The sequence below is a fragment of the Clostridium mucosae genome (assembly GCF_024622765.1).
Lineage (GTDB): Bacteria > Bacillota > Clostridia > Clostridiales > Clostridiaceae > Clostridium.
The window spans coordinates 23,644-36,953 of the sequence record NZ_JANKAF010000023.1; the positions used below are offsets into that span (position 1 = coordinate 23,644).

15 protein-coding genes are annotated in these 13,310 nt (G+C 29.9%); all 15 read left to right on the forward strand.

The window, feature by feature from the left end:
* Positions 1-34 precede the first annotated feature (34 nt).
* Positions 35-361: an ATPase gene (locus NSA50_RS17520; protein ID WP_257447229.1), complete on the forward strand. Its 327-nt coding sequence runs from the start codon at positions 35-37 to the stop codon at positions 359-361.
* Positions 348-2,303, forward strand: coding sequence for a V-type ATP synthase subunit I (locus NSA50_RS17525; protein WP_257447232.1), 1,956 nt, complete (start codon positions 348-350; stop codon positions 2,301-2,303). Before NSA50_RS17520 ends, NSA50_RS17525 begins: the two co-directional genes overlap by 14 nt.
* A gap of 13 nt (positions 2,304-2,316) precedes the next feature.
* Positions 2,317-2,802 (forward strand): V-type ATP synthase subunit K, encoded by a 486-nt coding sequence (locus tag NSA50_RS17530; RefSeq protein WP_257447236.1) that lies wholly within the window; start codon positions 2,317-2,319, stop codon positions 2,800-2,802.
* 18 nt (positions 2,803-2,820) lie between these two features.
* On the forward strand, positions 2,821-3,411 hold the full coding sequence (locus tag NSA50_RS17535; protein ID WP_195262589.1) for a V-type ATP synthase subunit E: 591 nt from the start codon (positions 2,821-2,823) through the stop codon (positions 3,409-3,411).
* A 12-nt stretch (positions 3,412-3,423) separates the two neighbouring features.
* On the forward strand, positions 3,424-4,425 hold the full coding sequence (locus NSA50_RS17540) for a V-type ATP synthase subunit C (protein WP_257447241.1): 1,002 nt from the start codon (positions 3,424-3,426) through the stop codon (positions 4,423-4,425).
* Positions 4,418-4,729, forward strand: a complete 312-nt coding sequence (locus NSA50_RS17545) for a V-type ATP synthase subunit F (protein ID WP_257447244.1) — start codon at positions 4,418-4,420, stop codon at positions 4,727-4,729. The genes NSA50_RS17540 and NSA50_RS17545 overlap by 8 nt, the downstream gene beginning before the upstream one ends.
* A gap of 17 nt (positions 4,730-4,746) precedes the next feature.
* Positions 4,747-6,528, forward strand: coding sequence for a V-type ATP synthase subunit A (locus NSA50_RS17550; protein ID WP_195262586.1), 1,782 nt, complete (start codon positions 4,747-4,749; stop codon positions 6,526-6,528).
* Positions 6,521-7,903 (forward strand): V-type ATP synthase subunit B, encoded by a 1,383-nt coding sequence (locus tag NSA50_RS17555; protein ID WP_195262585.1) that lies wholly within the window; start codon positions 6,521-6,523, stop codon positions 7,901-7,903. Before NSA50_RS17550 ends, NSA50_RS17555 begins: the two co-directional genes overlap by 8 nt.
* 2 nt (positions 7,904-7,905) lie before the next feature.
* The gene (locus tag NSA50_RS17560) at positions 7,906-8,547 is read left to right on the forward strand and encodes a V-type ATP synthase subunit D (protein ID WP_008676926.1); all 642 of its coding nucleotides are present in this window, start codon (positions 7,906-7,908) and stop codon (positions 8,545-8,547) included.
* Positions 8,548-8,744: 197 nt separating this feature from the next.
* A complete protein-coding gene (locus NSA50_RS17565) occupies positions 8,745-9,698 on the forward strand; it encodes an MraY family glycosyltransferase (RefSeq protein ID WP_257447252.1) in 954 nt (317 codons plus the stop codon).
* A 479-nt stretch (positions 9,699-10,177) separates the two neighbouring features.
* On the forward strand, positions 10,178-10,735 hold the full coding sequence (locus tag NSA50_RS17570; protein WP_257447255.1) for a hypothetical protein: 558 nt from the start codon (positions 10,178-10,180) through the stop codon (positions 10,733-10,735).
* Positions 10,736-10,749: 14 nt separating this feature from the next.
* Positions 10,750-10,914 carry a hypothetical protein gene (locus NSA50_RS17575; RefSeq protein ID WP_257447258.1) on the forward strand — a complete coding sequence of 55 codons (165 nt, stop codon included), beginning with the start codon at positions 10,750-10,752 and terminating at the stop codon, positions 10,912-10,914.
* Positions 10,915-11,009: 95 nt separating this feature from the next.
* Entirely contained in the window at positions 11,010-11,300 is a 291-nt protein-coding gene (locus NSA50_RS17580; RefSeq protein WP_257447261.1) for a hypothetical protein, read from the forward strand.
* A gap of 375 nt (positions 11,301-11,675) precedes the next feature.
* Complete coding sequence (locus tag NSA50_RS17585; RefSeq protein ID WP_257447264.1) at positions 11,676-12,209, forward strand: GNAT family N-acetyltransferase; 534 nt, start codon at positions 11,676-11,678, stop codon at positions 12,207-12,209.
* A gap of 296 nt (positions 12,210-12,505) precedes the next feature.
* The gene (locus NSA50_RS17590; RefSeq protein ID WP_257447267.1) at positions 12,506-13,216 is read left to right on the forward strand and encodes a hypothetical protein; all 711 of its coding nucleotides are present in this window, start codon (positions 12,506-12,508) and stop codon (positions 13,214-13,216) included.
* Positions 13,217-13,310: the final 94 nt, after the last annotated feature.

Sequence of the window (13,310 nt, forward strand, 5' to 3'; positions counted from 1 at the left end):
TATTATTATTTAAAACGATAAAGGTGGTGAGATTTTGGCGTTAGAAGCAATAAATGAAATTAAGAAGGCGGAGGAAAAAGCTGAAAAGCTTATTCAAGAAGCTATGATAACTTCAAAGGAAATAGTAAAAAATGCAAGCATTCAAGCAGAAGAAGAGTATAGCAAAATTCTAAATGAAGCAAATTCAAAAAAAGTGCAAATTATATCTAAGGCGGAAGAAGAAGGAAATTCAGAAGCAACACCTATATTAGAAAAAGGTGAAAATGAAGTAGCAAGCATTAAAAATATTTCTGGAGAGAAAAAGAATAATGCTATTAATTTAATCGTTGAGAGGATAGTGAAGATTCATGGCAATAGTTAAGATGAACAAATTCACTTTGCTTACCTTTGAATCTAAAAAGCAAAAGCTTTTAAGAGAAATACAAGGATTATCTAATGTAGAATTTATTAATTTACAAGATGAGGAATTCCTTGATAAATATGAAGAGTTAAAAAGCTTAACTAAAGATGATATAGATTTAGAGTATTCAAAGTATGAAGAAAATTTATCAAAAGCTAAATTTGCCCTAGAATTTCTTAAAAAATATGTCCCTAAAAAATCAGGACTAAAAGCATTACAAGAAGAAAAGCTAACATTAACATTAGATGAATTAGATGAAAAAATTAAAGCCTCTAATTGGGAAGCAAGCTATAATAAAGCAAAAGAAAAAGAAGCAGAGCTGGCTAGTTTAGATTCAAATATAACAAAGTTACAGGCTGAAATAGACATTCTAATTCCTTGGCAGGATTTAGATGTAGCTTTTAGTGAAATAAAAGATCTAAAAAATACATCATATTTCTTAGGGACCATAACAAAATCTTATGAAGATACTTTATTAGAAGAGTTATCAAATGCATATGTTGAAATAATATCAAGAAACAGCAATGATATTAATCTTTTAATTTTATCTAATAAAGAAGATAGTGAAAATATATCAGAAGTTCTAAGGGGAGTTGGATTTAGCGCCTTTAAAGCTGAACACGAGGATGTTCCAATGAAGCTTATTTTAGAATTTAAGCATCAAATAGAGGAACTTCAATCAAAGAAATTCTTCATTCAAGAAGAAATTGCATGCTTTGAAGAAGATTTAAAGAAGTTAGAAATAGCTTATGATTATTTTGTAAGTAAGGTTGAACGTGTTAAAGTTTCAACAAATTTCTTAAAAACTAAAAATGTATGTGCAATTCAAGGATGGATAGCACAAGAAGATAGTGAAGCATTAAAGTCAATATGTAGTAGAATTCTTAAAGACGATTACTATATAGAATTTGAAGACGTTAAAGAAGATGAGATAGATGATGTTCCAATTAAACTTAAAAATGGTGAACTTATTTCTGCTTTTGAAAGTGTAACTGGAATGTATAGTTATCCTAAATATAATCAAATAGATCCAACGCCTTTACTTGCGCCGTTCTACTTAATATTCTTTGGAATGATGGTAGCAGATGTAGGTTATGGACTATTAGTTTTAATAGGAGCAGCATTAGCTCTTAAATTTTTAAAACTAGATGAGGGTAAAAAGGATTTTGCAAAATTCTTCTTTTACTTAAGTTTTCCAACAATATTCTTCGGAGCAATTTATGGATCATTCTTTGGAGATATTATAACATTACCAACTCAAATAATAGATACTAATAAAGATGTTATGACTATAGTAATTTTATCTTTAGCATTAGGAGTTATTCAAATATTCTTTGGACTATTTATAAAAGTTTATAGTTTAGTTAGGATTGGAAAAGCCAAAGATGCACTATTAGATGCAGGTTCATGGATAATAACATTATTATCTATAGGAGGAATTGCAGCAGTTAAGTTTTTAGGATTACCAAATATATTAGGAAATATATTTATTGGTACAGCTATTATTGGAGCTATACTAATAGTTATAGGTGGAGGAAGAGAAGAAAAATCTGCAGGAGCTAAGATAGGTCAAGGTTTATATTCTTTATATGGTATAACCGGATATGTAGGAGATTTAGTATCCTATACAAGACTTATGGCTTTAGGATTAGCTGGTGGTTCAATTGCAGGTGCTTTAAACCTATTAATTCATACTTTACCAGGTGTAGCAGCAATAGTAATAGGACCTATATTATTTGTTTTATTCCATATATTCAATTTAGGATTATCATTACTTGGAGCTTATGTTCACACAGCAAGACTTCAATATGTTGAATATTTTGGAAAATTCTATGAAGGTGGCGGAAGACCTTTTAAAGCATTTAAGCTTTCAGAAAAGTATATAAAGATCAAAAGAAATTAGGAGGAATTATAAAATGGAAATGTCATGGATTCAATTTTTTATGGAAAATAACGGTGGATTAATATTTGCAGCTATGGGAGTAGCTTTAGCAGTTGGTTTATCAGGTATAGGATCAGCTAAAGGGGTTGGTATAGTTGGTGAAGCAGCAACAGGATTAGTTACAGAAGAACCAGAAAAGTTTGGTAAAGTATTAGTTCTTCAATTATTACCAGGTACACAAGGTTTATATGGTTTTGTTATAGGATTCTTAGTATTTACTAAAATGGCTTCAGGAATGCCATTAGATCAAGGTTTATATCTATTAGGTGCTTGCTTACCAATAGCATTTGCAGGTCTTTGGTCTGGAATAGCTCAAGGTAAAGTTGCAGCAGCTGGTATTCAAATATTAGCTAAAAACCCAGAACATAATACAAAAGGTATAATATTAGCAGCAATGGTTGAAACATACGCATTATTAGGATTCGTTATTTCATTTATGTTAGTAAATAAAGGATTCTAGGATTGGAGAGAAAAGGCTATGGCAAGTGTAAATAATCTAACTTCTAAAATCCTTAGGGATGCTGAAGAGAGAAAGGAAAGTATTTTAGCTTCTGCTGAAGAAGAGAAAAATAAGATTCTTTCGAAGAAAATAGCTAAAGCCAAAGAACTTGAAAAAGAAATTATACAAAAGGCTGAGCTTGAAGCTAAAACTAAGAAAGAAAGAATTCTATCTTCTGCTTCTCTTAAGGTTAGAAACAATAAGTTATCTGCAAAGCAAGAAGTTATAAAAGAAGTATTTGAAAATAGTATAGATATGTTAGCAACTATATCTGGAGATGATTTTTTAAGATTTATAAAAAATTCAATACTTTCTCTAGGTGAAATAGGAGAGCAAACATTAATTTTAAATAAAGAAGGAATGGAAGTAGTAGATCTTACTTTTATTTATGATTTAAATCAATCATTAGGAGATAAAGGAAATATTAAACTAAGTCCTAATACTGGAAACTTTAAAGGTGGATTTATTCTTGAAAGTAATGGTATAGAAATCAATAACACATATGAAGCTTTAGTAAGTTCATTAAAAGATGAATTGGAGTTTGAAGTAGCAAGAGTGTTGTTTAATTAAGGAGGGTAAGAGATGGATGTAATGAAATTTACCCAAGCTGTATCAAGAATATGGGTTTTAGAAACTAGACTTCTTGATAAGCCTAAAATTGATAGAATTATAGAAGCTCCATCGGCAAATGAAGTACTAAGAATATTAAATGAAACAGAGTATTCAAATGTTTCAGCAAATATAAAGAGACCAGAGGATTATGAAGAAATATTAACGGCAGAATTGAAAAGGGTATATGAACTAGTATATGAAATAAGTCCTATAAAAGATGTTGTGAAGTTAATGAGTTTAAAATATGACTATCATAATATAAAGGTACTTCTAAAAGGAAAAGTATTAGGCAAAGATTTATCTTCAATGCTTATACAACTAGGAAATCTAGATTTACAAGAAGTTAAACGTAAAATAGATGGAGATAATTTTAAAAGCTTAAATGGAAACCTTGGAAAAGGAGTTCAGGAAGCAATGAAATCTTTTGAAGAAACTAAGGATCCTCAAAAGATAGACATAATAATAGATAAATATATGTATAAAGATTTAGTAGATATAAATAAGTCACTAAATTATAAGTTTATAGATAATTTAGTAAAAGCTATGATAGATTCTACTAACATAAGAACTTTACTTAGAATAAAGAAACAAAATAAAGGAAGAGATTTTGCTGGGGAAGTTATAGTTGATGGTGGTGCAATAGATAGTAGTAAGCTTATAGCTCTATTAAATGAATCACCTGAGAATATAATGGCTAAATTACAAAGCACTATTTATTCAGATTTAATAAAAGAAGGCTTTGAAGGTTATATAGCTACAGAATCTGCAAGTCTTTTAGAAAAGTTAAGTGATAATTATATCATGGAATTAATGAAAGATTCTAAGTTAGTTACGTTTGGACCAGAAAAGATATTATCTTATATTTATGCAAAAGAAACAGAAATAAAAGTAATAAGGATTATAATGGTTGGCAAGCTTAATAATATTGCTGAGGAAGTAATAAGAGAAAGGTTGCGTGATATATATGCATAAGAAAATAGGTGTTGTTGGCGATAAGGATTCGGTTTTAGCCTTCAAAGCTTTAGGAATAGATGTGTTCACAGTAGTTGAAGCTGATGAAGCAAGAAGAGCAGTTGATAACTGTGCAAGAAATGACTACGCAGTAATTTTTGTAACAGAGCAAATAGCACAACATATTGAAGAAACAATAGCACGTTACAATGAACAAGTACTTCCAGCTGTAATATTAATTCCAAGTAATCAAGGTTCATTAAATATTGGATTAAAGAGAATTAGTGATAGTGTGGAAAAAGCTGTTGGCGTTAATATTTTATAGGAAGGTAGGTTAGTGATTTGAAGACCGGAAAGATAATTAAGGTTGCAGGTCCTTTAGTTGTTGCTGAAGGAATGGAAGAAGCAAATATATTCGACATGGTTAAGGTTGGGGATAAAGGTCTTATCGGAGAAATCATAGAAATGAGAAGCGATAGGGCATCTATCCAAGTTTACGAAGAAACTACAGGAATAGGACCAGGGGACCCAGTTGTTACAACAGGAGAACCATTAAGTATAGAATTAGGACCAGGACTAATAGAATCAATGTTTGATGGTATACAAAGACCACTTGATGCATTTGCTAAAGCTGCAAATTCACCGTTTTTAACAAAGGGTGTAGCAGTTAAGTCATTAAATAGAGAAAGAATTTGGAAGTTTGAACCTACAGCTAAAGTAGGAGATGTAGTTGAAGCTGGAGATATAATAGGAACAGTTCAAGAAACTACAGTAGTGCTACATAAGATAATGGTTCCTTATGGAGTAAGGGGTACAATAAAAGAAATTAAGGCAGGAGAATTCACAATAGTTGATACTGTTTGTATAGTAGAAACTGAAAAAGGTGATAAGGAATTAACATTAATGCAAAAATGGCCAGCAAGAAAAGGTAGACCATATGCAAGAAAGTTAAAACCAGAAGCACCAATGACTACAGGGCAAAGAGTTATAGATACATTTTTCCCAGTTGCAAAGGGCGGAGCAGCAGCAGTTCCAGGTCCATTTGGTGCTGGTAAGACAGTTGTACAACACCAAGTAGCTAAATGGGGAGATACTGAAATAGTTGTATATGTTGGTTGTGGTGAACGTGGAAATGAAATGACAGACGTTCTTAATGAATTCCCAGAACTTAAAGATCCTAAGACTGGTGAAAGCTTAATGAAGAGAACAGTCCTTATTGCTAATACATCTAACATGCCAGTTGCAGCTAGAGAAGCTTGTATATATACAGGAATAACAATTGCAGAATACTTCAGAGATATGGGATATTCTGTTTCAATAATGGCAGATTCAACTTCAAGATGGGCGGAAGCTTTAAGAGAAATGTCTGGTAGACTTGAAGAAATGCCAGGTGATGAAGGTTATCCAGCATACCTTGGATCAAGACTTGCTGATTACTATGAAAGAGCTGGTAAGGTTATTTGCTTAGGTAAAGATGGTAGAGAAGGAGCTGTAACAGCAATAGGAGCAGTTTCACCTCCAGGAGGAGACCTTTCAGAGCCAGTTACACAATCTACTCTAAGAATAGTTAAAGTTTTCTGGGGATTAGATGCTCAGCTTGCATATAAGAGACATTTCCCATCAATTAACTGGTTAAATTCATATTCATTATATGCAGATACTATAGATGAGTGGATGAATAATGAAGTTGCATCAGATTGGTCTACCTTAAGACAAGAAGCAATGACTTTACTTCAAGAAGAGTCAGGACTTCAAGAAATAGTAAGTCTTGTTGGTATAGATGCTTTATCAGAGATAGATAGATTAAAACTTGAAGTTTCAAAATCAATAAGAGAAGATTACCTTCAACAAAATGCATTCCATGAAGTTGATACATATGCTTCATTAGATAAGCAATATAAAATGTTAAAGCTAATACTTCTATTTAGAAAAGAAGCAGAAAGAGCATTAAAAGCAGGAATTTACTTAAATGAAATTTTAGGCTTAAGTGAAATAAGAGATAAAATTGCAAGAAGTAAATATATTCATGAAGATAATATAAATAAGATAGATGAAATTGAAGTAGAATTAAAATCTGCTATAGATGCATTAATCAACGAAAAGGGAGGGGTTCTAAATGCTTAAGGAATATAAAACAGTTACAGAAGTTGTAGGACCTTTGATGGTAGTTGAAGGCGTTGAAGGCGTTAAATACGATGAATTAGTTGAAGTAGAACTTCAAACTGGTGAAAAAAGAAGAGGTAGAGTTCTTGAGATAAATGGAACAAGAGCAATGGTTCAGCTTTTTGAAGGTTCATCAGGAATAAACTTAAAAGAAACAAAAGCTAGATTCTTAGGAAGACCACTTGAACTTGGTGTTTCTGAGGATATGCTAGGAAGAATTTTTGATGGTATGGGACACCCAATTGATAATGGCCCTAATATAATTCCAGAAAAAAGATCAGATATAAATGGTGAGGCTATTAATCCAGTATCAAGAGATTATCCATCAGAATTTATTCAAACTGGTATTTCAGCTATTGATGGACTTAATACATTAGTAAGAGGACAAAAGTTACCTGTTTTCTCAGCATCAGGACTTCCTCATGCACAATTAGCTGCACAAATAGCAAGACAAGCGAAAGTTTTAAACTCAGATGCTAACTTTGCTGTTGTATTTGCTGCAATAGGTATTACATTCGAGGAATCACAATTCTTCGTTGATGAATTTAATAAAACAGGTGCTATAGATAATTCAGTATTATTTATGAATCTTGCATCTGATCCAGCTATCGAAAGAATAGCAACACCAAGAATGGCTCTTACTACAGCAGAATTCTTAGCTTATGAAAAAGGAATGCATGTACTTGTTATAATGACTGATATAACAAACTATGCAGAAGCACTAAGAGAAGTTTCAGCTGCTAGAAAAGAAGTTCCAGGTAGAAGAGGATATCCAGGATATCTATATACTGACCTTTCAACTTTATATGAAAGAGCAGGTAGACTTAGAGGAAGAGAAGGTTCTATAACTCAAATTCCTATTTTAACAATGCCTGAAGAGGATAAGACACATCCAATTCCAGACTTAACTGGATATATAACAGAAGGACAAATAATCCTTTCAAGAGAGTTATATAAGAAAGGTATTATTCCTCCAATAGATGTATTACCATCACTTTCAAGACTTAAAGATAAGGGGATTGGTAAAAATAAGACTAGAGAAGATCATGCTGATACAATGAATCAATTATTCTCAGCTTATGCACAAGGTAAGCAAGCAAAAGAATTATCAGCGATTTTAGGAGAATCAGCTTTATCAGATACAGATAAGCAATATGCTAAGTTTGCAGAAGCATTTGAAGAACAATACGTATCTCAAGGTTTTACAGCAAACAGAAGTATTGAAGAAACTTTACAATTAGGATGGAAGCTTTTAAAGATACTTCCAAGAACAGAGCTTAAGAGAATAAGAGATGAGTATCTTGAAAAGTATATGCCAAAGGGAGATGAAGAATAGCCATGGCAAGATTAAATGTCAATCCTACTAGAATGGAGATGTCTAAGCTAAAAAAGAGATTAGCTACAGCTACAAGAGGACATAAACTTTTAAAGGATAAGCAAGATGAGCTTATGAGACAATTCGTTAATCTTGTCAAATACAACAATGAATTAAGAAAATCTGTAGAAGCAGAGCTTCAAGGGTCACTTAAGGACTTTGTTATGGCTAGAGCTGTTATGAGCTCAGAATTTCTAGAGGAAGCAGTAGCTTATCCAAAAGAAAGTATATCTGTTGAAGTAGGAACTAAAAATATAATGAGTGTTAATGTTCCAGAGATGAATTTCCATAGACAGCTTGAAGGCGATGAAGGGAGCATATTCCCTTATGGTTTTGCAAGTACATCATCTGAATTAGATGATTCAATTGCTAAGCTTTATGGAATTTTACCTAAGCTATTAGAACTTGCAGAAGTTGAAAAGTCAACTCAACTTATGGCAGATGAAATAGAAAAGACTAGAAGAAGAGTTAATGCTCTTGAATATATGACAATTCCTTCTCTGCAAGAAACCATTAAGTATATAAGAATGAAGCTTGATGAAAATGAAAGAGGAGCTTTAACTAGATTAATGAAAGTTAAAGATATGATACAAGCAAGAAATTAGAAAAAAGTCCCTATTTGGTTTTGTGTTACATAAAACCAAATAGGGACTTTATATATTTCTATTTTAGCAATATAAGATAAAAATCGTCATTGTTTTGTCATTGATAATAATATTTATAAATAGTATAATAAGGTAATGACTTTAAGCGACATAATAAATAAAAAGAATATCAACAGTTAAGAGGTTAAGGAGAAATTATGCGATATATATTATCTTTTATATTAGCATTTTTAATAGTATATTTAATAACGCCAATTTTGATTAAATTATCTTTTAAATATAGCTTTACAGATAAACCGACAAAAAGAAAAAAACATAAAGGTGAAACTCCACTCTGTGGTGGATTAGCTATGTTTATAGGATTTTTTATAGTATATTTTACAGTTAACAATTATACATCAGTTAAAGAAAAATCATGGATACTAGTAGGTTCTGGATTAATATTATTAATAGGATTAATAGATGATAGTTTTAAAACTAGAGGCAAGGAATTTCCTATATATCCAAGATTAATAGTTCAATTAGTGGCAGCATTTATTATATTTAAATCAGGGATAGTTTTTAGGGGATTTACAAATCCATTTACAGGAGTTTATATACAGTTATCAGAAATAATACAATTCTTACTTACAATTACATGGATATTTGGAGTAACAACAGTTATAAATTGGTCGGATGGTATGGATGGACTTGCTGGTGGATTATCATTAATTTCATCAATAACATTTGCAGCAGCGGCAATTATTCTAGGACAAAATGAATCTATAAGTATGTCATTAATAGTATCAGGAGTTACTTTAGGTTTTTTAATGTATAATAGATATCCTGCAAAGATTTTTATGGGGGATTCTGGAGCAAATTTTTTAGGATTTATATTAAGTATAATAGCCTTAGATGGTGCTTTTAAACAAGCAACTTTAATGAGTTTATTTATTCCAATATTGGCTTTAGCAATTCCTATATTTGATAATCTTTTTGTTATAATAAAAAGATTTATGGATGGAAAACCAGTATATCAAGCAGATAGAAGCCAAATACATTATAGACTAGAAGCTAAGGGGTTTACTCCAAAGCAAGTTGTAACATACATAAATATGGTTAGTTTAGCTTTTAGTATAATCTCGATAATTTTACTTTTAATTAAGAGCTGATAGTATATAATTAAGATAAGGTGCTGTCGCATAATTAAAAATTTAAAATTTAGAATGTAAAATTAAGGCGAAAACTACTGAGAGTAGTTTTTAAATAATGTTGATAATATATTATAAGTATGTAATACAATTAATTTAAAAGTCCAGTGATTTGAAGTTACTGGACTTTAGTTTGTAATAGTTTAACAGAACTGAATCGCTAAAAGCGACGGCTTGAGCCAGTGATTAAACTTAATTATATATGGAAAAAATAAGAAGTGAAGTTTCTTTCTCAAGGAAGCTTTACTTCTCACATTCTAATATGCTTAGGACAAATATCAAATTAATTATATCAAAGACTTTGCAAAACTAACTTCTGTTTAAGTAAAAAAAACGGAAGTTAGTTTTGCAATTTACATAAAATGAATGATTTACAAAAAAATCCAATAATTGTAAATGCATAAAAAGAGCATATAATATAAACAAAAGGGGATGATATTATGTTACAAAAAAAATTAATTTCGATTTTAACTTGTTCAGTATTAACACTTACTTTAGTTTCAGCACCAGTAAAAAACACTTTTGCAGTAACTACTATTCCTAATGAAAAAATAGTTTCTGAAGAATTTGCTAAAAAACAATCAGAAATACAACCTAAGTATGGAGAAAATGAAAAGATTACTGTTGTATCTACTGAATATCAAACTGTTACTTTGACACCGAGTGGACAACCTGCTGGAGGGAATAATTTCAAAAGTGGTGGTTCTCTTTTCTTGAATTATGATTCAGGTGGTAGCCAAAGTATTAGTGTTGGTCTTGGATGGGAGCCATTTAGTTTTAGTGTAAGTACAGGACAAATGAGTACAAATGCATATACATCAGGTTCAACGGTAAATTTCCCAGCTGGTAATAACTATTATATTGTAAAACTTAATAGAAGGATGAAATTTGAAAGACATAAAGTAGATGTATATCAATATAATACTTACCAATATACCTACTATACAACAGTTAGTTCTATATACTCTAACTCCCATTACTTACAACAAGTTTATTAAGAGTATAAGTATCAATGATTATTAATAAAAAATATTTTTATTCTTTAATAGTAGTAATAATAATTATTGGCTGTTCTATAGCACTATCTTTATATTTTAATACTAATGGGTATAAGCTTAAATCTATAGATAAAGAGTTAGAAGATATTTATGAACTACAAGTTCTTATACGATTTTAGAAGCAGAAAATAATAATATTGTAAATGTTTCAAATACCTTAGAAAAGGAAAGTAAATTAATTAATAAGTTTTTATTAGATATAGATAATAAAAAAATGTCCATTTTAAAAACGATTAAATCTTATGATAATAATTTAATTATAACTCTTTATGTTTATGACGATATGATTGATGAAATAAGAGTATGGAATTACAATGTAAATAGTAGAAGTATTGAATCATGGGATTCACGATTTGAATCATATTATATAAAAAACAATGATGGAATATCAATAGTTTTCTTAAAGGGTATTAAGAATAGTCAACTCCAAATGGATACGGAACAAATAATAAGAGATCAGAACTTTACATGTTTAAAGATATTTTTAAATTTCCTTGTCTATTAAGAGCAGTTGCTACACATATTTCTTCTTTTAAGAGCCTTCTTTTCTTAACTTCTTTTCCTATTATATTAATATTATACGTTGATTAAAAAATTTTAATTAATAATAAACACTTAATTAAAATATAGGCTTAAACAAAATAAAAGTTTGAAAATTCAGAAATTATCAATTATAATATAATTTAATTTAATCAATAGGCATACTCAAGCTATTACATAATTCATTAATCATTCATAATCAATTATCAAATATAAATTATCAAATATAAATTATCTATTGCTCACTATCAAATATCAATTATAACTGCCCATTCTCCATTGCAATCGTCTATTGTAAACTATCAATTATCAATTATCCATTAAAAAAGGGGGTTTTATCATGTACATTGGTAAATTAGTAAGGTTAAGAGCGTATAAGGAAGAGGATATAGAAAGAGCAGTAGAGTTTATAAATGATGAAGAAGTAAAAAAGTTTTTAGACTCTAACATTCCATTTCCAATGACTAAATGGCAAGAAGAGGAATGGGTAAGAAGTAGAAAAGCAAATGTTGATTTTACTTATGATTTTGCAATTGAAGATTTAGAGACAGGAAAATATATAGGTGGATGTAGCATTAATGAATGTGATGTAAAAAATAGAACTTGTGTAATAGGTATAATGATTGGGGACAAGGAATATTGGAGCAAAGGATATGGCAGTGATTCGTTAAAAGTATTAACAAAATTTATATTTGAAGAAGTAAATATGAATAAGATAAAGCTTAAAGTTTTTTCCTTTAATACCAGAGCAATAGCATGTTATAAGAAGGTTGGATTTAAAGAGGAAGGCATACTAAAGAAAGAGGTATATAGAAATGGAAAATATCACGATGAAATACTAATGGCAATTTTTAAAGATGAATTTGCAAGTTAAAATAAGCAAATATGAAAATTCATAAATAATATTTTTTAGGTGAAATATATTTAAAGTTTGGTGAATTAGGGATAAATAAAATTACACTTCCAATAGCTTATGATATTGGAAGTGGGATAATAAATGTAAATACAGATTGGATTTCTCCGTATCAAAGTAGGACTGTAACAAATGGAGTAGTTGATAATAATAAAGGATCAGTATGTGGTAATCACGGAGCTGTTGGAGGTTCAATAATTGACAATGAAGAAGAAGTTCCAACTGATGGTATTGAAAGATATTTTTCTAGCGTTAAAATGATAACAAAAAACTATGTTACCAACTTAGCAAATATAAATTTAGAAACAGGAGAAAGGCTGAGAAATGATTATATAGAAACTGTAACATATTCTTTTGAAAGAAATCATATGAAAGTCGAGGTTAAATTGGAGCCTTTAGAAGATTTTTATATTGGTTGGTATATGGGGCTTCAACATACTAGGGATAATTATAGAAAAGATGTTTATTTTACTTATGATAACGAAAAAAGTAGTTTAATTCAACAAACATCAAGTAGGATAGATTCAGGAACAAAAAATAATTCTCGAAATATGAATAGAATAACATTTAGAGATTTTAACGATAACAGTGTTCATATTTATATTGATAAAGATTATGGGATAGGTTATAACTATATAGGTAAAAATGATCCAATATGTTATTTAAGAGAAAGTTATATTAAAGCATATTACCATTTAGTTAAGAATGGGAATAATTTGATTGTTCATAAAGGACAGAAGGTTAAATATAGAGGAGGATATATCTTCACTAAAAATAATGCTGAAAATTCTACTAATGTAAGTGTCTTTTGGGAAGATGGAAAGAAAAAGGCTTATGTAGATTTTAGGTCAATAGCAACTGAAAATATAAACTATTTGGAAGTTGAAGAATCTATTAATTGTAGTTTGGGGGAAGGTGCTATTACAAGTACAACTAATAACGTTTATGCAAAAGTAATATTAAATTAAATTTAATTTAATGATGAATTTCAAGAGTAGTGAAAGCTAGTCTTTTTTTATTGCCTAAATTTACTTTTGATAATTATTGCGAGCTAACTTAAAT

Excerpts from the sequence above, each read along its gene's own strand:
- NSA50_RS17525 (WP_257447232.1), top strand. The coding sequence starts at position 348 with ATGGCAATAGTTAAGATGAACAAATTCACTTTGCTTACCTTTGAATCT.
- NSA50_RS17530 (WP_257447236.1), top strand. The coding sequence starts at position 2,317 with ATGGAAATGTCATGGATTCAATTTTTTATGGAAAATAACGGTGGATTA.
- NSA50_RS17535 (WP_195262589.1), top strand. The coding sequence starts at position 2,821 with ATGGCAAGTGTAAATAATCTAACTTCTAAAATCCTTAGGGATGCTGAA.
- NSA50_RS17540 (WP_257447241.1), top strand. The coding sequence starts at position 3,424 with ATGGATGTAATGAAATTTACCCAAGCTGTATCAAGAATATGGGTTTTA.
- NSA50_RS17545 (WP_257447244.1), top strand. The coding sequence starts at position 4,418 with ATGCATAAGAAAATAGGTGTTGTTGGCGATAAGGATTCGGTTTTAGCC.
- NSA50_RS17555 (WP_195262585.1), top strand. The coding sequence starts at position 6,521 with ATGCTTAAGGAATATAAAACAGTTACAGAAGTTGTAGGACCTTTGATG.
- NSA50_RS17560 (WP_008676926.1), top strand. The coding sequence starts at position 7,906 with ATGGCAAGATTAAATGTCAATCCTACTAGAATGGAGATGTCTAAGCTA.
- NSA50_RS17565 (WP_257447252.1), top strand. The coding sequence starts at position 8,745 with ATGCGATATATATTATCTTTTATATTAGCATTTTTAATAGTATATTTA.
- NSA50_RS17570 (WP_257447255.1), top strand. The coding sequence starts at position 10,178 with ATGTTACAAAAAAAATTAATTTCGATTTTAACTTGTTCAGTATTAACA.
- NSA50_RS17575 (WP_257447258.1), top strand. The coding sequence starts at position 10,750 with ATGATTATTAATAAAAAATATTTTTATTCTTTAATAGTAGTAATAATA.
- NSA50_RS17580 (WP_257447261.1), top strand. The coding sequence starts at position 11,010 with ATGTCCATTTTAAAAACGATTAAATCTTATGATAATAATTTAATTATA.
- NSA50_RS17585 (WP_257447264.1), top strand. The coding sequence starts at position 11,676 with ATGTACATTGGTAAATTAGTAAGGTTAAGAGCGTATAAGGAAGAGGAT.
- NSA50_RS17590 (WP_257447267.1), top strand. The coding sequence starts at position 12,506 with ATGATAACAAAAAACTATGTTACCAACTTAGCAAATATAAATTTAGAA.